General features: G+C 46.0%; 17 protein-coding genes and 2 pseudogenes. 15 read left to right on the top strand and 4 right to left on the bottom strand.

Annotation, left to right across the window (positions count from 1 at the left end; translation table 11 throughout):
• Positions 1–31: 31 nt before the first annotated feature.
• The 7 genes from AB1L17_RS02650 (at position 32) to AB1L17_RS02620 (ending at position 9,269) form a co-directional block, all read left to right on the top strand.
• The gene (locus tag AB1L17_RS02650) at positions 32–1,816 is read left to right on the top strand and encodes an ABC transporter ATP-binding protein (RefSeq protein ID WP_412843982.1); all 1,785 of its coding nucleotides are present in this window, start codon (positions 32–34) and stop codon (positions 1,814–1,816) included.
• On the top strand, positions 1,816–3,615 hold the full coding sequence (locus AB1L17_RS02645; protein WP_412843981.1) for an ABC transporter ATP-binding protein: 1,800 nt from the start codon (positions 1,816–1,818) through the stop codon (positions 3,613–3,615). Before AB1L17_RS02650 ends, AB1L17_RS02645 begins: the two co-directional genes overlap by 1 nt.
• The gene (locus tag AB1L17_RS02640; protein ID WP_412844122.1) at positions 3,615–4,313 is read left to right on the top strand and encodes a 4'-phosphopantetheinyl transferase family protein; all 699 of its coding nucleotides are present in this window, start codon (positions 3,615–3,617) and stop codon (positions 4,311–4,313) included. The genes AB1L17_RS02645 and AB1L17_RS02640 overlap by 1 nt, the downstream gene beginning before the upstream one ends.
• A 37-nt stretch (positions 4,314–4,350) precedes the next feature.
• The gene (locus tag AB1L17_RS02635; RefSeq protein WP_412843980.1) at positions 4,351–5,085 is read left to right on the top strand and encodes a thioesterase II family protein; all 735 of its coding nucleotides are present in this window, start codon (positions 4,351–4,353) and stop codon (positions 5,083–5,085) included.
• A 51-nt stretch (positions 5,086–5,136) separates the two neighbouring features.
• Complete coding sequence (locus AB1L17_RS02630; protein WP_412844121.1) at positions 5,137–6,723, top strand: proprotein convertase P-domain-containing protein; 1,587 nt, start codon at positions 5,137–5,139, stop codon at positions 6,721–6,723.
• Between the two features lie 263 nt (positions 6,724–6,986).
• Positions 6,987–8,408, top strand: coding sequence for a serine hydrolase domain-containing protein (locus tag AB1L17_RS02625; RefSeq protein WP_412843979.1), 1,422 nt, complete (start codon positions 6,987–6,989; stop codon positions 8,406–8,408).
• 24 nt (positions 8,409–8,432) lie between these two features.
• On the top strand, positions 8,433–9,269 hold the full coding sequence (locus AB1L17_RS02620) for a M55 family metallopeptidase (RefSeq protein ID WP_412843978.1): 837 nt from the start codon (positions 8,433–8,435) through the stop codon (positions 9,267–9,269).
• A 67-nt stretch (positions 9,270–9,336) separates the two neighbouring features.
• On the opposite strand, the gene AB1L17_RS02615 is transcribed toward AB1L17_RS02620, so the two are convergent.
• The 3 genes from AB1L17_RS02615 to AB1L17_RS02605 form a co-directional block, all read right to left on the bottom strand.
• Positions 9,337–9,999 (bottom strand): S-layer homology domain-containing protein, encoded by a 663-nt coding sequence (locus AB1L17_RS02615; protein WP_412843977.1) that lies wholly within the window; start codon positions 9,997–9,999, stop codon positions 9,337–9,339.
• Positions 10,000–10,098: 99 nt separating this feature from the next.
• Positions 10,099–10,362 (bottom strand): hypothetical protein, encoded by a 264-nt coding sequence (locus AB1L17_RS02610; protein WP_412843976.1) that lies wholly within the window; start codon positions 10,360–10,362, stop codon positions 10,099–10,101.
• A gap of 237 nt (positions 10,363–10,599) precedes the next feature.
• Positions 10,600–11,253 (bottom strand): C40 family peptidase, encoded by a 654-nt coding sequence (locus tag AB1L17_RS02605; protein WP_412843975.1) that lies wholly within the window; start codon positions 11,251–11,253, stop codon positions 10,600–10,602.
• A 145-nt stretch (positions 11,254–11,398) separates the two neighbouring features.
• Here AB1L17_RS02605 and AB1L17_RS02600 point away from each other — a divergent pair, with 145 nt between their 5' ends.
• The 4 genes from AB1L17_RS02600 to AB1L17_RS02585 all read left to right on the top strand — a co-directional run bounded on the left by AB1L17_RS02600 (position 11,399) and on the right by AB1L17_RS02585 (position 14,570).
• Positions 11,399–12,085 carry a response regulator gene (locus tag AB1L17_RS02600; RefSeq protein WP_412843974.1) on the top strand — a complete coding sequence of 229 codons (687 nt, stop codon included), beginning with the start codon at positions 11,399–11,401 and terminating at the stop codon, positions 12,083–12,085.
• A 3-nt stretch (positions 12,086–12,088) separates the two neighbouring features.
• Complete coding sequence (locus AB1L17_RS02595; protein ID WP_412843973.1) at positions 12,089–13,462, top strand: sensor histidine kinase; 1,374 nt, start codon at positions 12,089–12,091, stop codon at positions 13,460–13,462.
• Positions 13,463–13,598: 136 nt separating this feature from the next.
• The gene (locus AB1L17_RS02590; protein WP_412843972.1) at positions 13,599–13,838 is read left to right on the top strand and encodes a glutaredoxin family protein; all 240 of its coding nucleotides are present in this window, start codon (positions 13,599–13,601) and stop codon (positions 13,836–13,838) included.
• Positions 13,839–13,955: 117 nt separating this feature from the next.
• The gene (locus AB1L17_RS02585) at positions 13,956–14,570 is read left to right on the top strand and encodes a MarR family winged helix-turn-helix transcriptional regulator (protein ID WP_412843971.1); all 615 of its coding nucleotides are present in this window, start codon (positions 13,956–13,958) and stop codon (positions 14,568–14,570) included.
• 11 nt (positions 14,571–14,581) lie between these two features.
• On the opposite strand, the gene AB1L17_RS02580 is transcribed toward AB1L17_RS02585, so the two are convergent.
• Positions 14,582–15,478: a LysR substrate-binding domain-containing protein gene (locus AB1L17_RS02580; RefSeq protein ID WP_412843970.1), complete on the bottom strand. Its 897-nt coding sequence runs from the start codon at positions 15,476–15,478 to the stop codon at positions 14,582–14,584.
• 144 nt (positions 15,479–15,622) lie between these two features.
• Between AB1L17_RS02580 and AB1L17_RS02575 the strand changes: the two are divergent.
• From AB1L17_RS02575 to AB1L17_RS02560, 4 genes and pseudogenes are all read left to right on the top strand, one after another.
• Positions 15,623–16,290, top strand: a pseudogene (locus AB1L17_RS02575) (MOSC domain-containing protein).
• Positions 16,291–16,442: 152 nt separating this feature from the next.
• The gene (locus AB1L17_RS02570) at positions 16,443–18,263 is read left to right on the top strand and encodes a PAS domain S-box protein (protein WP_412843969.1); all 1,821 of its coding nucleotides are present in this window, start codon (positions 16,443–16,445) and stop codon (positions 18,261–18,263) included.
• A 68-nt stretch (positions 18,264–18,331) separates the two neighbouring features.
• Positions 18,332–19,531 carry an NAD(P)/FAD-dependent oxidoreductase gene (locus AB1L17_RS02565; RefSeq protein WP_412843968.1) on the top strand — a complete coding sequence of 400 codons (1,200 nt, stop codon included), beginning with the start codon at positions 18,332–18,334 and terminating at the stop codon, positions 19,529–19,531.
• Between the two features lie 30 nt (positions 19,532–19,561).
• Positions 19,562–20,982: pseudogene (locus AB1L17_RS02560) on the top strand (MBL fold metallo-hydrolase).
• Positions 20,983–21,127: the final 145 nt, after the last annotated feature.

Genomic DNA, 21,127 nt, shown 5'->3' with positions numbered 1-21,127 from the left:
TCATCCATCACATCCTTGGAGAGGAGCACACATGAGTGTTACCAAGCAAGCTCAACACCTAGGGAACAAATCGGTGTTCCGTTGGGTCCTGACATATGTGAAGCCTTACCGCAATTGGGTATTGATCTGCATCATCGCCTCCCTGATGGTGGCAGCTGCAGACATTTGGATGGGGATTCTGATCAAAAACATGGTCGATCATACGAACGATTTCAACAAATTGATCAGTATGGCCCTTATTATCTTTTGCCTGACCATCGTCGGTTTTCTCTCGAAATACTTCATCACCTATTCCGCAGCCAGATTTAGTTCAAGAGCCATGAGAGATTTAAAAAACAGCATGGCTTCTCATCTCGAAAAAGTCCCCATGTCCACGATGGATAAGTACCATTCGGGCGATCTTGTTTCTCGTCTAACTTCAGATTCTCAAATCGTGCAAAGCTTTTTGCAGCAGCATTTTTTCCAGCTTTTTTATTTGCCGGTTGTGTTTATAGGGGCTCTGGGACTGCTATTGACCATCAATTGGAAATTAATAATCGCAAGCGTCGCAATCCTGCCTATTGCCATCTTGATTACCGGGAGTATGAGTAGGCCTCTGCAAAAGTATTCGGAGCAAATGCAGGACCACCTGGGGCGAACCAACTCGATTGCGCAAGATACTTTATCCGGGATTCACATGGTGAAAGCTTTTCGATTGGAAGACATTATGTATCGCAAATACTCCACAGGTATGGACCAGGTGCTGAAAAATGGGATTCTGGCTGAGAAGAAACGCGCGTGGATGACTGCTCCCGGGATTTTACTGTTTTCTGCTCCCATCCTGTTTTTTGTCGCATACGGTGGGTACTTGATTCAAACGGGGGAATTAAATCTTGGCAGCTTGGTCATCTTCAGCTATTTGCTTCATTTTATTATCGAGCCGCTATCACTCGCTCCCGTATTGTTTGCCCAAGTACAAGAGACCTCCGGTGCAGCGAAGCGTCTGCAAGAAGTTTTTTTACAGCCAATCGAACAGAATGATCACCCAATCATTCCAGTCGATCCAGCGGCTATTCCAGTACAGTTTGAGAACGTAACGTTCGCCTACGACAAGGTGAACATCCTTGATAACGTAAGCTTTACCCTACACCATAACAAAACCGTTGCTTTAGTAGGCGCGAGCGGCAGTGGAAAAAGCACCCTATTAAAATTGCTGTGCGGTTTCTATCGAATGGAACCGGGTAGCGGCAGCTTGAAGGTTTTCGAGCACTCCATGACTGACTGGAATGTAGCGGAGATGCGGGAATATCTCTCTCTGGTCTCTCAGGATACGACACTCTTCCCTGTGTCCATCGCGGAAAATATATCATATGGACGCATCCATGCGAAAAGATATGAAATCATTGCAGCAGCAAAAGCGGCCAATGCCCATGACTTCATTATGCAGCTTCCAGAAGGGTATGAAACAAAAGTGGGGGAACGAGGCTCACGTTTATCTGGTGGACAGAAACAGCGCATCGCGATTGCCCGCGCGATATTGAAGGATGCCCCGATTCTGTTGCTGGATGAACCAACGTCAGCGCTAGATACAGAGTCCGAGGCATTGGTTCAGGAAGCGCTGGAAAATGTGATGAAGGATCGGACGGTTCTGGTCATTGCACACCGTCTCTCCACGATCAAAGACGCGGATGAAGTACTCGTGCTGGAGCAAGGACACATCGTAGAACGGGGCACACACTACGACTTGCTAGCCCAAGGTGGCGTTTACACCCGCTTGTACCATAAACAGTTTGCCACAGATGAGCAGAGAGTACTGGCGGCAGAGGGGGTATCGTAGTGTTCATCCAGAAGCTGATACGGGAACTACTTCAATTGCTGTCACTGATGAAAGCCAAAAAGAGAGCGTATTTTCTTGGGCTCTTGGGTGATGGAATCGGTCAAGCCTCTGTTTTGGTAGCTTTGCCATTTGTCTTTAAGGATCTGACCGATTTTGCGAACACAAAAGACCCGGCTTTGTTAACCCGCGCCATTGTAACTATGTCCGGAATGTTCCTTTTGCTGAGTATCCTGTCTCCATTGTTCAGCTACATCTATCGTCGTTGCGTTCGCGAGCTCATTGCCAACATTCGGCTTCTTGTTTTTCAACGATTGAGCCGATTGCCTTTCGCTTACTATGAGCAGCACCATTCTGGCGATACGATGTCAAGACTGGGCAACGACGTTCAGCTCATGGAAAACGCGTACGCCGAGCAGCTGAAAACGTTGAGCATCATCCTGCTGTCACTGATCGGTTCGATTATGGGAATGTTTGTTTTGGATTGGAAAATTGCTGTCGTTCTTTTGATCGTAAGCACACTGACTCTTTATGTGAATGCACAGTTTGCTAAGTCAGTACGGCGCATTGGCGATCAGATGCAGCAGCAGCTGGGAATTAGTACAGAAAGGTTAAGTGATTTTCTTTCGGGCCTGCCTGTAATCAAGATGTTTCATTTACATAACGTCGTGACCGCGCGTTACACGGAAGCAAACGAAGAAGTTGCCTCGTCTGCCATCAAGCAAGGGCATAAACACGCGTTGTTGGAAGGGACCAATTTTTTCATACACTTCTTAAGCTTCGGTGGAATGCTTGTTTTTGGAATCATGTTGGTGTCCAAGCAAATGATCGGATTGGGTGTGCTAGTCGCCTTGGTCCAGCAGCAGATGCTTGTTACACTGGCGTTCCTTCAGCTTGGTCAGGTCATTACAACCCTGCAGAGCTCGCTAGCAGGCGCTTCGCGGATTGTCGAATTTCTGGATGAACCGCTCGAACCAGAACAGTATCAGCACAGCGCAGGTAAAGATCAGCAATGTGACAGTATGCTGAAAATGGAGCAGGTCGTTTTCGGATACAACGAAGATACGAAGGTACTGGATGGTGTTTCGCTGCGAATTGAGCAAGGCCAAATGGCTGCGCTGGTCGGTACGAGTGGTGGTGGTAAAAGCACAGTCATGAAGCTCTTGTTGGGGTATTACCCGCCTGCAAGTGGTTCGCTTTACTTGCTAGGCAAACCAATCGGACAATATTCACTCGCCGAAATGAGAAGTATGATTTCCTACGTGCCTCAGGATGCTTTTTTGTTCGAAGGAACCATCGAAGAGAATATTCGTTACGGATGCTTGGATGCTACGGAGTCAGATGTAATAAGAGCAAGCAAAGCTGCCTACGCTCATGATTTCATCATGGAGCTGCCGGATGGCTACCAGACCAAATCGGGTGAGCGCGGTGCCAAGCTATCTGGAGGTCAGCGTCAGCGTATTGCGATTGCCAGAGCCATCCTGAAAAATGCACCGATTCTTTTACTGGATGAAGCCACCTCTGCTTTGGATACAGAATCGGAATACTGGGTGCAGCAAGCGTTAGCTGCACTGATGAAGGATAAAACGGTACTCGTCATCGCTCATCGTCTATCTACAGTAGAGCATGCGGATGTCATTTACGTTTTGGATCAAGGGAAAGTCATCGAGCAAGGAAGTCATGTCGAATTGATGGCACAGGACGGCGTCTATGCCCACTTGTATGAAGTGCAGCAGAGAAAGGACAGAGCCGAACAAGTCCAAAGTCTCGAATTGTCGGAAAGAAGAGTGAGCGTCACGTGATGAACATTTACGCTTTGAAATGTCCTGCTGTGATCCATAAGGAGCTGTATGAACGATTTCTGCAAGTTCTTCCCAAGGAAAAACGGGAGCGTATCATCCGTTTCAGGAACCCAGAGGATTCCTATCGAACCTTGCTTGCTGATGTGCTGGTACGCTCTCTCATTTGTGAGGCTTGCGAGATTTCCCATGACAAGATCGTATTTGACTACAACGTATACGGAAAACCTTTTTTCAAGCCATTACCCAGCTTTTGCTTTAATGTCTCTCATTCTGGAGAATGGGTGGTCTGCATTACCGATGACTTTGAGGTAGGGATCGACGTAGAACAAATCGTTCCGATCGACTTGGATATCGCAAACCATTATTTTGCACCGACCGAAGTAGAAGATCTCCTGGCAAAGCATCCAGCTGAAAGGCTTGCTTATTTTTACGACCTGTGGACATTGAAGGAAAGCTATATAAAAGCAAGGGGCATGGGATTGTCCATCCCTTTGCAATCATTCGCCATCAGAAAAAATCACGATCATTCGATTCTGTTATCGCAGAATGATTCGCGAGTAGCTTGGTTTTTTCAACAGTATGCAATTGATCCAGGGTATACATTGTCCGCGTGCGGGACTACGAATCAGTTTGCCGATCAAGTAGTTATGAAGGATTTGCAAGATTTACATCGGGTTATTTTTCACGAAAGCATGTAGCTCTCATTTACGAGAGCAGGAAAGGTTGGGGAAAGAAATGAAATTGTTCTGCTTTCCGTATGCAGGTGGACTTCCCAGCATTTATTACAGTTGGAAGCGGGCACTACCGCCAGCATTTTTGGAAATTGAACCATTCGAGGTGCGGTCTTTCACTCATTTTCAGAGTGAAAACACCATTCTTCCAACCTCTTTTTATGAGCTCTTGGAGCAGGTATATCAACGAATCAAGCCAGAGCTGGTTGGAGGGCCGTTTGCCTTTTTTGGTCACAGTATGGGTGGTTTAATGGCGTTTGAATTGACAAGAAAGCTGGTGCAGAGTGGAGAGCCGCTGCCGCAGCACTTATTCTTGTCAGCTTCCCGCGTGCCCCATGCTTATCACAAGCTGGAGAAAACATACCACCTTCCACACAATGAGTTCATCGAAGCTTTACGTAATCTCGAAGGCACTCCCGATGAAGTCTTGGACAATCAAGAGATGCTAGAGCTATTTCTGCCGATGATTCGTGCAGATTTCCAAGCCGTGCAAACCTACGAAATGGATGCCAACCTCCCTCGGCAAGTACCTGTCAATATGTCGGTTCTGTATGGAAGGGAAGATTCTATTGAATTAAACGATATTTTGGGTTGGCGCGACTATTGTGAGAGCGAATGCCGATTCTACCCGTTTCCTGGTGGGCATTTCTTCATTCATCACCAAATGAATCCGATCATCGATATCATTCAACAAGTACTGAATGTAGAACGGACGGTTGCAATCCGTACACAACGCTAGAAAATGTGTGCGGCAACAATAAATCCTATGGTGAAGGTTGGTGTTCTCATGATGAATCAGAAAGCTCTGTCCCGTTTATTGGCAGCCGTCACGTTATCGACGGTGCTGGTCTATCCGAATGCCGCAAGCGCAGCTGCTCCAGCACCGGAATTGCATGACGACAATCCGAATGGTCATTTCGGCGACTGGTACACGGGTGCCATTCCTCCCAACGCATCTGACGACAAACCAGTGATTCTGTTTGTGCAAGGCTTGCACTCCACCTACAAAACCTGGTATACGACTGAAGGATATTATGATGCGGCCTATAAAGCAGGGTATCGCACCGCTTTTGTGCAGTTGCGCGACGCTGACGGGAACGGCGGCAATATGTGGACAAACGGCGCCAAGCTCGCTGAAGTGATTGAAAAGGTAGCAAACCATTACGGCGTCTCCAAAATCAATATCATCGCTCATTCCAAAGGCGGCATCGATACGCAGACAGCACTGGTCCACTACGGCGCGCATCCGTATGTAAACGTCGTTCATCAGCTGTCTACGCCAAATAAGGGTTCAGAATTGGCTGACATGGCATACAGCAACTGGGCAGGGTGGCTCGCTGACATTCTTGGCAAAAAAGACGATGCAGTGTATTCTCTGCAAACATCATACATGGCCAACTTCCGTGCACAGACAGACGACCGTAGCGAAAATCGTTCAACGAAGACATACATGTCGGCGGGAACAGGGGACGATGGCTGGTTCAGTGCTACCTGGTTTGCCCACGCTGTTCTTCCCGGCGAAGATGACGGTGCTGTTTCCGTTGACTCCGCACTCGGTTTACCTTATGGAATTAAGAGCTTCACAAAGGACATTTCCCACGGTCAGATCGCCAAAGCCTCGCAAACATGGAAATTGGTCGAGCCGAAATTGCAAAAGGCATCCAGCTCAGCCCGGGATCGCCAGAACAAATCCAACCGCTCCAAATCAGGCTCCACAGTGGAAGAGAGCTCCGTCATTCTTCGTGGAGGAGAAGTGGAAGACACCGTTTCGGAAACATTTTTCCTGGAGAGTGGCATCAAACAGTTCAATCTGGACACCATGACATCGTCGAAAGACACCAACGTGACATTGATCAGTCCGTCTGGCAAAGAGTATGAAGTGGACCGAAGCAAGAAGAGCAAATCGGAGGATGATCCCCAAATTTTCAATGAAGCCGTTCATCATTTCATTGAAGTGGATGAGCCCGAAGCAGGTGAATGGACACTAGAGGTCGAGGGCTCAGACGATGCATTCTTCATGGTTGGTTTGCTGGAAGGCGGAGAACAGGCGAAGGTAAAAGCGAGCAAAAAGGTATTCGAAAAGGGCGACAAAGCGAAGATCTCCGTCGACCTTGGGAAAAACGAAATTGATGTATCTTCACTGGAACAAGCAAACCTGACCCGTTCCAATAACGGCGAAAAAGCAAGCGTCCTTGATGAGGTGAAGTTTGCCGTCAAAGAAGATGAGCTTTCCGGTCATTTTACAGTGCCAACAAAGCCAGGCGTTTATAATCTCTCGTTTGACGTAACTGGTATCAATGAGGATGGCGAACCATTTACCCGCTCTATCAATTACAACTTTGCGGTGACGGATTCCGATGGAGAATTAGAAAAATAAGAGCGAATCATGTAACAGTTCAAACGATCCTGAAAAGGGTCGTTTTTTACTGAATCCAACAGCATCAATGCAGGGTGGTTTTAGTTATCAGAATTGAATATTGATTATATTCTGAATTTTATATTGTAGTTTTTTATTTGGGCGCTTATAATTCTACTAGCGCAATAACTTCAGACATTTTCGTAATTTGAAGTTTACACTTCGGTACGACGTAATTGTTTTTCAGTTTTCGTAAGTAAGTGAAGAAAACAGGGAGGCATGACATGAAAATGCATGAGTGGGAAGCGTCGTTTGAAGCATACACCCAGAGGCTGATGGAAGAATTTCAGGTTCCTGGTGCGATCATCGCCGTGGCCAAAGACGGGGAGCTCACGTACGAAAAAGCATTTGGCTATCGGGACCGGGAAGAACAAGCGCCAATCGATCTGGATACGGTGTTTGGCATTGGTTCCATTACGAAGTCGTTTACATGCTTGGCAATCATGCAGCTTCAGGAAGAAGGCAAGCTATCTGTACATGATCCAGTCGTTACTTACTTGCCAGAGTTCCGCACACCGGATGAAGCCCAGACAAAGAGCATTACCATTCATCATTTCATGACACACACCCTCGGGTTTCCACCACTTCCATCTCTTATTCCCGCTATGCTACCCAGCCTAAAAGCTGATCCCACAGCAGAAGAGTTACTCCACCATTTTGAAGCGCATTGTAAACACCCAATCGATACCTTCGAGGACCTCATGGCGTATATAGAGAAGCTGCCCTTTGAATTGTTGGGACCTGCGGGTACTGAATTCAGTTACTCAAACGAAGCTTTTGGCTTGCTTGGCGCAATCATTGAACGTGTCAGCGGCAAAACGTACGAGGCATATGTCCACGAACATATTTTACAGCCGCTTGGCATGGAACGAACGGTATTTCATGTGGAGGAATTAGTCGAGCAAGACAATTGTACGATGCTGTACACCCCTCGAATGAATGACGGCGTACGTGAAGTAGTACGCGCTCCCGGATGGTGGGATTCTCCCTCTATGCGTGCAGCAGGCTTCCTCAAATCTTCCGCACGCGACATGCTCCGCTATGCGGAAATATATCGAACAGGCGGGCTTTCCCAAGGCACGCAAATGTTATCAAGAGAAAGTGTGAAGCAAATGACAGCCCCTCACGCTCCGATTGATTTGACCCGCAGCTATGGTTATGGACTAGGTGTACTTCCATTTTCCGAGGACTATACCTTGATTACGCATACGGGTGGCTTGAAAGGAATGACCGCACAAATGATCATCGTCCCGGAAGCGGGAGTGACGGGCGTACTTTTGACCAACATGGATGATGCCCCGATTACCAACCTGACGTTAGGGTTGTTAAACAGTTTGTTCGGACGTCCACTTGAGACGCAGTTTGCCACCTTCAACGATTTCGATGTACCGCTTGCCCGCTTGCAGCAATGTCCCGGCACCTATCAATCCGGAGAAGGAGACACAGTGAAGATCGGGATTGATGAGGCAAATAGCCAGCTCGTACTCGCTTTAGGGAGTGAGGAGTTCTCCCTACGCCCAGTTGGCGAGGATACGTTTCTGTTCACACGTCACAACGCCGATACACTCGTCCGTTTTGTTCGCAATCGAGACGGTGAGATCAAAAGACTGGCGCTGGGATCACGTCAGCTACCGAAAGTCATCTAATCATAGATCGGGAGGCAGGTTCGCATGAAGGTATTCATTTCGTTGGATATGGAAGGGATCTCTGGACTTAGCGAGTGGGAAGACGTCATTCCTGGCCGCAGACACTACGAAGCTGGACGGCGGCTATTGACACAAGATGTGAATGCGGCGATTGAAGGTGCCTTGGAAGCTGGGGCAACACAAATTATCGTCAACGAGTCACATGGACCGATGAATAATATCATTCTGGAGGAATTGCATCCCCAGGCAGATGTCATTCGTGGTTTTTTCAAACCTCTTTGTATGATGCAGGGGATCGACAGTAGCTGCGACGCCGCTTTTTTCATTGGCTATCATGGAAAAGCCGGAACAGGGGATGCTGTGCTCAATCACACATTGTCTGGCCTTGCCATCCATCGACTTATGTTAAATGGAAAAGAGGTAGGCGAGGCAGGTTTAAACGCCGCTATCGCGGGAGCCTTTGGTGTGCCTGTCGTATTGGTTACCGGTGATTCGCAAACCGCCAAGGAAGTGGAGGAGGATATCCCTGGTGTCTTTACGGTCGCCGTGAAAACGGGGATAACAGGACTCTCGTCGCAAGCTATGCATCCAGTTCGTGCACGAGAGCTGATCCGCCAGCAGGCAAAAGAGGCATTGCTCCAGCGTAGTCAAGTAAAACCGCTTGAACAAAGAGCTGAGAATACAATCGAAGTCGAGTTTACCAAATCACAGTTTGCTACAGCAGCTAGCTGGATGCCTGGAATTGAGCTCATCGAAGGACGTACCGTTCGCTTCCATTCCCATGATCTCGTCAGCATGATGCCTGTGTTGCAAGCGATGCTGTTAATCACCGGGCAAGTGAATCGAATGATTACTGGTTAACATGCACAAAAAATGCAGCGCCTCATGAAGAGGATCGCTGCATTTTTTAGTGGAAAGAATGGAACGTTTAGTTCAGTGGCTTATGACTTTTCAAATACGCAAGGGCATTATAAATCATTTCAGCAGCTTCTTCACGCGTAATAGCCTTTTGCGGATGGAGCTTTTTGTCTTTATCTAGGCTGAGAATGCCTCTTGCCAGTGCTCGTTGGACTGAGCCTTGGTAGGAGGCAGTGAGTTCATTTTGATCCTGGATTTCAACAGGTGCAATCTTGATCATAGGCAGATTGCCTTTCGACTCCATTACTTTCATCAGTTGGTGAATGAACTGCTCTTTCGTCCATTCTGCATTCGGGTCGAGATCGGCTGGTAACTCAAAACCGTGAACTGCCGCTATGATCAGACTCTCTGCATACCAAGCATCGTTATCCGCTTTGGAATAATAATCAGTGGCTTGCGGCGCTTTGATAAACTTGATAGCTGCCAAATTCAGATCAAAAGCGTTAACAATCAGTTGAATACCTTGCGCAGCTGTCATCTTTTCATCAGGTGCAAATTTGCTGTCATCTACGCCTTTTATCACGCCTTGTTGTTGTAAGGCAAGAATCTTATCTTTAGCTCCCGTATGGGTAAGATCCGTAAATGGAGTCGTTGCAGCCAAGCTCGGTTGGGCAAAAGATATGGTTAACAAAGCGATAACGGAAAGAGACATGATGTTTTGTCTAACGTTCATGGTAGCCACCTCGTCAATATTTGAAGTTTCACTCCATTTGACGAGAAACCGTTGACAACGTTTCAGCTTTTCTTTTATTCAACTATCGATCTCGCTAGTTTAATGAGACTGCAGCAATCCTTTAATCACATCTATTTTTGTTACATCTTTATTATTGTTTTTTGTCTTTCTATAGCTGTCAGTTAAGCATCTAGAATAAACCTTTACGTAATCTTCTAAACTTAATGTTTGATACTTCGCTCCATCTATTTCAATTCGTTCAAGTCTTGTGTAATCTACACCTGCAAAATCAGCCAAATCTTCCATAAAAGCAAATGCCAGTTTGATTCCTTCCTTACGAAATTCATGTTCTTGCAAGTCCACAAACGTGTAACCCATTATTTCAACGGTCTGTTGTAAGTCGCTCCACTTCTCGTTCAAAAAGTGTAATGGCACAAGAACGTCAATATCTTGTGGGTCGAAGTCGTGAATGAGAGGCCGTTAAACAAGTGGCCAAGTGAAACGAACGGGTACCTTAGTTTAACAACAAAAGCGGTAGTCTAAGACTTTATTAACACAGTCTTAAACCACCGCTTTTTCTTTTTATGGATCAGTCTATACCTAAATCACACGTTTTGCTTTTTCAAAGCGTTTTTCCCATGAAGTCCCCTCGAATTTCGTTGTCGTGACTCCTGGCTTTCCATAAGTATGAAGCAGTGTGTTGTCTCCTGCATAGATGGCGACATGCGTAATTCGATCAGACGAGCTGCCATAGCTACGGAAGAAGACAAGATCTCCTTTTTGCAGCTGATCCTTCGAAACAGATTGACCTACCTTGGACTGTTGGCGAGAATCTCGCGGCAGTTTAATTCCAACTTCTTTAAACACCCGTTGTGTAAAGGAAGAGCAATCAAATGTACGCGTAGTTTTTTTGCTAGAACCATACTTATACGGAACGCCTTCATACTTCATTCCTTTTGAAATGACCTGATCGGCGATAGCGGAAGAGGAGTCATCGCTATCGTTCTGTTTATTCGGAATACTCTCAGGAGTTGTTACCTGATCGGTTGTCTGGTCGACTTGTACCTCTTCTCGGATCACTTGATCAGCTTGATCATTTTCTGCCTGCTCGTTGTTCTGATCCAGACTGTATGTGTCTGTGGAGGTGTAAGTATTCTCTGAAGCCGCGTAGGCTTGTCCACTCATTAGAAGAGAAGTTCCCATTAGGATGGCTACTACCGTGTTGGTTCTACCTTTCCAGTTTCGCTTAGTCATGATGTTCCTCCTTCTGATGTGGGGTCTCATTGTGTGTTTCTCATCCACGCATTCATCGTACAGAACAAAACTAAGATTCCCGGTAGAATTTCATGAGAGTTTCCTGAGAAAACTGTTGGTAAGATATTCAAACGGAGATGATCCCATGTCAATGCCGGATAGCAAAGGCTACTTGCTGCTCGTTGAAGATGAGCATAACTTGGCTAGATACTTGCAATTGGAGCTAGAAAATGAAGGATTTGCAACGGACATCGAGTACGATGGGCTTTCAGGATTAGAGAAAGCCATGACAAATGAATACGACCTCATCCTCCTGGATGTCATGCTCCCCGAATTATCTGGGATTGAATTGTGCCGACGCATTCGGGAAACCAAAGAGGTCCCGATTATTATGATCACCGCTCGTGGTGACGTCCCGGATATTGTTACGGGATTAGACAGTGGCGCCAATGATTACCTTGCAAAGCCATTTGCGATCGAGGAGCTGTTTGCCCGTATTAGAGTCTTATTGCGTCATCGGGAAGCAAAAGCAAATCAGGAGATACTAGTGGGGCCATTGCGTATACAACCAAACGCTCGGCGTGTGTTCCTCGATGAAGAGGAACTCATGTTAACACCACGCGAATATGATTTACTTCTTTATCTGGTTCAGCACAAGGAGCAAGCCGTCTCACGGGAACAAATCCTCACAGCCGTTTGGGGATATGACTTTATGGGGAACACCAACATCGTGGATGTGTATATTCGGTATTTGCGGAACAAAATCGAAAGTGATCCATCGGTCAAGCTCATTCATACCGTTCGAGGAATTGGCTATACACTACGAGATTAAAAGGTGATCGCAGTGCTTACACATCGCAAATACTCGCTTAAATGGAGACTCACGCTGTTTTTTAGCTCTGGTATGCTGGTTTTACTTCTCTTTTTGTCCATATTTATCTTTTTTAGCACCTCCAATCTCGTCCATCAACATGAGCAAAAATTGCTCAATCAAAAAGCAACGGCAATCGCAGCCGATATAAAGACGGAAATCACGGAAGAAGCAGCACTAAAGGTTACCTATTTGACTCGTTTACTCACCAACTACGCGGATATCAATCAATTCATATTCATAACAGACCAAAAGGGCAATCAAATCGCTTCGATACAGGGAGCAAATTGGAATAGAGAGCCCAAAGACTTTTATGAAAGAACCTTGCTCGCAAAAGAACCTGTTCAGTTACCATTCACATCAGAACTTCTGTTTGTACAAATTTCAACATCGACAGAAGCGCTGGAGTGGTATTTTTCCATTTTGCTCACGATCCTTTTTTTCTCATCCTTTTTCACTCTGCTTCTTTCGGGCATCGGCGGTTATTGGCTGAGTAACTGGGGACTTAAGCCTCTCGATCACCTCATTGCGCAAATCCATTCCATTTTCCCTCAGCGTCTATCCCAAAGAATTCATCATCATCATATGGAGACCGAAATCTACGAACTGATCCACGCCTTTAATCTGCTGTTAGATCGCATGGAAGAATCGATGGTCTCTCAGCAGCGATTCGTGACAGATGCATCTCACGAGTTACGTACACCTTTGTCTATTATCGAAGGGTATGTGAGTCTTCTGCAAAGATGGGGGCAGAACAAGCCTGAAGTTAGAGAGGAAGCGCTCGTTGCCATACAGCAGGAGTGTAAACGACTTTTCAAGCTCATTGATGACCTGTTGTCGCTAGCCAAATTGCAGGATATCTCTCAACCGGGATCATCGAAAGTCATACAGCCACTAACGCCGCTCCTTCTTGAAGTCAAACGAGCCTGGGTCCCGATATACCCTAAACAAATTAAGCTGTCTTTTGAATGGGAAGAAGCCCTTTTTCTTCTGATGGATCGCGAGCGCATTCGACAGTTATTGGATATCCTCCTGGATAATGCACGGAAATACACTGATGAAGGGCATGTAACGGTGCGAGCATACAGCGATGAAAATACTGTACATATTGTTGTAGAAGATACCGGGATCGGTATCCAAGAAAAGGAGATTCCCCACCTATTCAAACGATTTTATCGCGTAGACAAATCACGTACACGAAAAAGGGGAGGAAGCGGGATTGGATTGTCGATCGCTCAAGCGATTGTCGCAGATCATGAAGGCAGTATCACCATTACTCCCTCCCCGAAACGGGGCTTGATTGTCCATGTCTTGTTGAAAAAAGCGAAGATGGCCTAACTACACCGATTATGGAGAAAAATCATCGTTTTTCCCTATGGTAACGATAGGGAATTTGTAATTGTTCCTATGGCTGGTCGCTCCTATAATCAAATGTGTAGCAATGCTACATAAAAAGAAATGGAGCTGATTACAAATGTTAAAAGCTATTTTTTATCATGCAGGTTGCCCAGTTTGTGTAGATGCGGAGCAAGTTGTACTAGACTACCTGGACAAAGCAAAAATCGATACAGAAATCGTACATCTTGGTACAGAGCGTCATCGCCTGGACGAAGCAGAGAAGGCTGGTATTCAATCCGTTCCTGCACTCGTAATTGGAGGAAACGTCTACCACATTAACTTTGGGGCAAGTTTGGAAGATGTAAAAAACAGCTAAGATTGAAAAAGGAGGTGTCCGTTAAGGCGCCTCCTTCACTCTACAATGTGCTATGCTACGACCATGTTTCCATTTACAATGATCGAAGAATGAAACATGGAAGGGTAAGAGAAGCTCATGATTTTTGATCCCCAGCACCGCAAGGACAATCGCTCAGCCCGTATCATGATGGCTCTATTCCGAATGTCGCAGGCGATTAAAAAGGCGACACAGGCCGAGAGTGATGAACAGGGCTTGTCACCCGTACAAATTCATGCGTTGCTGTTCACAGCGTATACGCGAAGCGATGTGGCTACCATCGGTAACTTTGCCAATGCAATAGGAACGACGCATGTGACAGCTGTAAAGATTATCAATGGACTCGTCAATAAAGAGCTCATTAGCAAAATGCAAAAAACAGAAGACCGCCGAGTGACCCTGCTTCAACTGACCACGAAGGGAAAAGAAGCTGCTAAGAGCCTTGAGAAATGGGGGTACACGCTGGAGGACGTCCTTCATTCGATCCCGGATGAGGTCCTGGAGGATTTCGAGATCGGACTCGGAGCCGTCATAACAGCCATGCAAAGAAGTGGTCATCTCGTTGTAGCGGAGCCCTGCTTAGGCTGCATTCATTTTCGGCCGAATACAGGTACTTCCAGTGCACCACACTTTTGCGCGCTCACACAAAAGTATCTCACACACGAAGCATCCCTGAAGGAATGCCCAGAGCATACAACCTCCACGGATGACTAATGTACCTTGGATCATGAAGCATCATCACGTTGTACGGTGGCAATCAGCTGCTCCATAAAGACGCGGCTTGCTGCGCACAAATACTTGTTTTTCCGGTAAACGATTCCGATTTGTGCCGTGAGATTCGGGTGCTTGATAGGGATCGTACGAATCCGTTTATCGGCAATATAGTCAAGGTAGCCTTTTGAAAGGATCGTGACACCTACACCTTGTCTAACCATATTCGTAATGGATTCCATCGTGGTCATTTCCAGGACTGGCTGTGGCGAGAAACCCAGCTCACGACATTTTTCGTCAATCAACTGACGCAAATAATACGTACCAGGCAATAAAATGGACGGCGTTTCTTTTAAAATATCAAGCGAAACAAATGGCTCTTGCGCAATCGGATGATCCACAGATACCCCAAGGGCCAGATTTTCTGTATAGAGCGGAATGGTTTCCAAATCATCATGCGCCATCGGCAAAAATACAACGCCTAAATCGAGCTCGTTTTTCAAAAGACCTTCATAAATGTCGCCGGTCCTCATTCCGAAAACAGACAATTCAACCTTCGGATAACGTTGGTGAAACTCGATAACCGTAGGCGGAAGCAAGTAATTGACGACCGTCAGCAGGACACCAATCTTTAATGCGCCTCTGCTCAAGCCCTGCAGCTCACTAATCGCTGCACGCGCCTGTGACAACTCATGAAACACATTATAGCTATGATGAAGCAATGTTTTGCCTGCTTCAGTCATAACGGTTCGTTTGCCGACGCGATCAAACAGCTGTATACCGATTTCATGCTCCAGCAGGCGGATTTGCTGACTGAGTGAAGGCTGTGCAATGCCCAATTTCTCGGCAGCACGAGTGAAATTCAATTCCTCACATAGTGTCATGAAATACTCCAATTGCCTTAGCTCCACCGCTCATCCCTCCGACGAATCATCATCTATGAATAGGTAATACCTATGATTATAGGACAAATCATAGTGAATTTGCATGGTTATAATAGTGAATTCCATACAATGATGAGGTGAACGCTAGTGGAACATACAGATATCCTTTCGATGAATGTTGGTAAACCAAAACAGGTACCGTATCAAAATAAGGAGATTTCTACCGGCATCTTCAAGAACCCTATCCATCAATCTCTTTATTTATCCTTTTTAAACTTCGACGGAGATGGGCAGGCAGATCTTGTCCACCACGGTGGGAAGGAGAAGGCCGTATGCGTCTATCCCTATGAACACTATCCATTCTGGGAAGCTGCATTACAGAGGAAACTGGCATACGGTGCATTTGGTGAAAATCTCACAATCAGGGGATTAGTAGAGACGGATGTTTGCATCGGCGATACCTTTCAGCTAGGAGAAGCGATCGTACAGGTTAGTCAGCCAAGACAGCCCTGCTATAAATTATCGGTGCGTTATGGCGTACCTGAAATGCTGCTAAAGGTACAGGAGACAGGCTTTACTGGCTTTTATTTTCGTGTGTTAAAAGAAGGGCTTGTATCTCCCTCAGACAAATTGACAAGGCTCTCCTGTCATCCGAAAGCTATCACGGTGTCTTATGCAAACCGAATCATGCATCTCAAGAGAAGGAGAATATCGACGGCATGAAAAAGCTGCTGGAAGTAGAGGAGCTGTCCGAAAATTGGCGAGCGACATTTCTCAAACGACTTTCTGGCATAGACATCGATACCCGGGAAAGGTTGACTGGCAACATCCCGATGTAATCCACATGCCAATGAAAAGTAGTAGATGATATGTGCCGCTCCAGTTGGGGGCGGTATCTTTTTAGTGTGATAGATATTTTCACAAGGATTTTTATTATAAAACCAGAATATTACCATCATTCACAATCTTTATTTAAGGAAGGTATAAACCCATGGATAAAGATACTCTGCGAACAAATCTTACTCAAGAACAGATCAACATGAAAGAGCTGCTTCAATCTCTAGTTGAAACGACAACTGACGCTATTTCAATTAGAGACATGCAGGGTAATGTACTACTTGTGAATAGTGCCTTTGAAAAAATCTATGGTTGGACATATCAAGACGTCCTTGATGATCCATACTGCCTCGTACCTGAACATCTAATAGACGAAACGAAAGAAATTTTTCACGGCATTAAATTCGTAGGTGAGAAAATTTCTGGATATGAGACCACACGTCAAACAAAAGATGGCCAGATCGTTCAGGTTTGTCTAACAGCTTCGCCAATAAGAGATACAACCGGGAAGATCGTAGGCACGTCGGTAATCGCCAGAGATATAACGGACCGCAAAATCGCTGAAGAAGCTCTCCTGAAAAGTGAGGCGAAATACCGGATTCTCGTAGAGAATACAAACGACGTGATCAGCCAATATGATGTACACATGAATAAACTGTTTGTATCTCCTTCTGTCGAGCTCCACTTGGGATACACACAGGACGAATATCTTCAATCGAGTACGTTGGATTTCATTCACCCCGATGATGTAAAAACAATAAAGGATCTGCGTTACTTAATTTCCACTTACCCAAAAAATGTGCAAATTGAGGTCAGAGTCCAACATAAAAATGGATCATGGGTGTATTTGGAGTCACGTTGTGTACCGATCTTTTCTGACAACGCTGAGATTGAGAGCTATTTAATCGTTTCGCGCAATATTACAGAGAGAAAACACTCTGAAGAAGCTTTGCGGAAGAGCGAGGAACAGTACAGATTCATTGCTGAACACACGGCTGACTTCATCTCAGTCATTGATAAGTACGGACACGTTTCGTATAGTTCACCTTCCCATATGAAGAAATTAGGTACGAGCCAAATTCATTTTGACAGCATCCATCCCGAAGATGCTCCAATCGTTTGTGAGCGATTCTCAACGATGCTTCAATTGAATACATCTATTACTTGCGAGTATCGATACAAATTGGAGAACGAAAAATGGATATACTTGGAATCGAAAGGAATGCCCTTTTTCATTTCTAACGGAGAAAATCAGTACTTCATCAACGTTACTCGCGACATTACGGAGAGAAAGCAAAACGAAGAACTTCTCCGGAGAACAGAGAAGCTGTCAGTCATCGGAGAATTGGCTGCAAGTATCGCCCACGAAATAAGAAATCCACTTACTTCCCTAAAAGGCTTTATTCAGTACTTACGGCCCACACGATCGGAGGGCTCTCCTTACACAGATATTATGTTGTCAGAGCTAGATCGAATCAACTTTATCGTGAGCGAGCTGCTTATTTTAGCCAAACCGCAAAATCTCCATGTAAAACCGATACTATTACACCCTCTCCTTGAAAACGTGGTAAAGCTGCTTGATTCGGAAGCTACTTTCAATAACGTTGCCATTCATACAAGATTCTGTGTGACACCGATCGTAATCAATGGTGAAGAAAATCATCTCAAACAAGTATTTATCAATATCCTGAAAAATTCCCTGGATGCCATCTCAGCAAATGGTGATATTCGCATAGAAACAACATGTATCAGCGATAACCAAGTCCTGATTCGCTTTACTGATAATGGTTGTGGCATCTCTCAGGACTTGTTACCCAGGCTCGGAGAACCTTTTTATACCACGAAAGAGAAGGGTACTGGATTAGGTTTACTTGTTAGTAATAAGATCATAAAAGATCATCAAGGCAGTATCACCATCACAAGTGACATCAACAAGGGTACAATCGTCGAGATTCTTTTACCATTTTCGAGATGAAGATCAGTACGCATTCAAATGTGCTGATGGACTTGTCCGAGCTGAACGGACCATCAAAGGAGGAAAATATGGCAAAACAAGATCATTATTCCGTTGTCATTGTGGGAGCAGGATCTGCCGGAATCAGTGTGGCAGCCCGTATCGTCCGAGCTTGCAAAAGGCTTAAGGGACAAGTCGCCATCATCGATCCCGCAGCCAAGCACTATTATCAGCCTTTGTGGACGTTAGTCGGGGGTGGCGCTGCGAGAAAGGAAGAATCCGAGCGTGAACTCTCCTCCCTGATCCCCGCTGGAGTTGACTGGGTATGCGATGCCGTCACCTCGTTTCAACCAGAACAACACACGCTCAGTACGAAGCAGGGAGCCATCTTTTCCTATGACTATCTCGTAGTTGCTGCCGGTCTGCAAATAGACTGGGATGGGGTAAAAGGGCTGAAGGATACCGTCGGGAAGAATGGCGTTTGCAGCAATTACGCATACCAAACCGTAGAAAGTACATGGGAAAACATCCGGAATTTTAAAGGCGGCACTGCCATTTTTACACACCCGAATACACCCGTGAAGTGCGGTGGGGCCCCACAGAAAATCATGTACTTGGCTGATGATTATTTCCGCAGGACAAATGTGCGGAACCAGTCAGCGATCATTTTTGCATCGGCGAAGGGAAGTATTTTCGACGTTCCCAAGTATGCAAATACCCTCCATAACGTTATTCGTCGCAAGAACATTGATACCCGATACAAGAGAAACCTACTGGAAATACGATCGAATACCAAAGAAGCCGTGTTCGAGCATCTGGAGACCAAAGAGCAGGAAGTATGGAAGTATGACATGCTTCATGTGACCCCACCCATGAAAGCCCCCGATTTCATTAAGGACAGCCCGCTAGCAGACACAGCAGGATGGGTCGATGTCGATCCATATACGCTACAACACAAGAGATTTTCCAACATATTCGGCATTGGAGATTGCACGAATCTTCCTACTTCTAAAACTGGGGCTGCGATTCGCAAACAAGCGCCAGTCGTCGAACAAAACCTTCTTGCGCTGATCAATGATACTTCCTTGAACGCAAAATACGACGGATATACATCCTGCCCACTCGTAACGGGGTACAACAAACTGGTACTCGCCGAATTTGATTACAACCTGGAGCCGTGTGAAACATTTCCCTTTGACCAGTCTGAAGAGAGATTCAGCATGTATCTGATGAAAAGAAATCTGCTTCCCATCCTATATTGGAATGGTATGCTAAAAGGATTGATGTAAGGCAAAAACGAGTTGAAGGGGGGATGCACCATGTTGTTACGTTACTTCTACGATGAAAAGCTGGCACATGCATCTTATTTGGTTGGTTGCCAAAAAACTGGCGAGGCGATCTTGATCGATCCCAGCCGCAATCTGGCTCCGTATTTTCAAGCTGCCAAAGCAGAAGGAGTCAAAATTGTAGCCGCCACCGAAACCCATATTCACGCCGATTTTGTTTCTGGCACTCGCGAACTGGGTGTAACCTATCAGGCAAAGCTATTTTTATCCGATGAGGGCGATGAAGATTGGAAATATCGATACGCGAAAGATGTGCATCACCAGCTTCTCCACGACGGGGATCGCTTTTCCATTGGAAACCTGCTCTTTGAAGTCATGCATACCCCTGGCCATACACCCGAAAGCATCTCCTTCCTTTTGACGGACCACGGCGGGAATGCAGATCGACCCATGGGGATCTTCACGGGAGATTTCGTCTTTGTCGGAGATATCGGCAGACCAGACTTGCTGGAAAAAGCGGCGGGGATTATGGGGACGTCCGAATCGGGGGCAAGAGCGATGTTTCAGTCTCTCCAAAAATTCAAGCAATTGCTGAATATTTGCAGGTATGGCCAGCCCATGGGGCAGGGAGTGCTTGCGGTAAGGCACTGGGAGCTGTGCCGTCTTCTACTGTCGGATATGAAAAGCTCTTTAATTGGGCGATGACACACACAAATGAAGAGGAATTCGTCAAGACATTGCTTGACGGACAACCAGAACCCCCCAATTATTTTGCAGTGATGAAACGCGTCAATAAAGAAGGCCCTGCGTTACTCAAGGAGCTCCCCGATGTCCAAGAGCTCGACACACTGGAGCAGGTCAAGGAATGCCTGGAAAACGGACAGATTGTCGATACACGACCTTTCCAGGAATTTGCGAAGGGGCATATCGAGGGAACACTCCACATTCCTTTTCAAAAATCATTTGCCAACTGGGCGGGCTGGATCGTCGATTACAATCGCCCCTTGCATATCCTGTCCAACCCGGAAGAGCTGGACGAGATTTTGTTAGCCTTGCATTCCGTAGGCATCGACAATGTCACAGGCTTTATCGACAGCCGTAAGCTCATGGCCATAAGCGAAGCGTCTACGCTCGGAACAATTGAAGAGGTAACACCCTTGGAGATTGCGGAACGGGTGGAAAAGGGAGAGGTGCACGTAGTAGATGTACGTAATCTAGCTGAGTGGAATGAAGGGCATATTCCAGATGCACAGCACATTATGCTGGGGACACTCGCTATGCGGCTTGATGAGATTCCTCATAATAAGCCGATTCTTGTACAATGCCGTTCTGGGGCCAGGTCCGCCATGGGGGCAAGCATCCTTAAGGCGAACGGCTTTCAAGATGTTTTGAACTTGAGCGGTGGAATCATGAAATGGCAAATAGACGGTCTGGCATTGGAAGACCGAGGATAATCGAAGACATTCTTGCCTTGACGATCCGGGTGGACAACAACGTCTGCAAAATCACATTCTCCCCAAAACGATGCCCTTTGTCTTTCCAACAAGGAGAGATAAGGGGTATTATTTATATTTCGGGTCATTCCATAACCAAAAAGGG

The sequence above is a fragment of the Brevibacillus jepli genome (assembly GCF_047229145.1).
GTDB lineage: Bacteria > Bacillota > Bacilli > Brevibacillales > Brevibacillaceae > Brevibacillus.
This window is presented reverse-complemented; position numbering and strand designations above follow the sequence as displayed.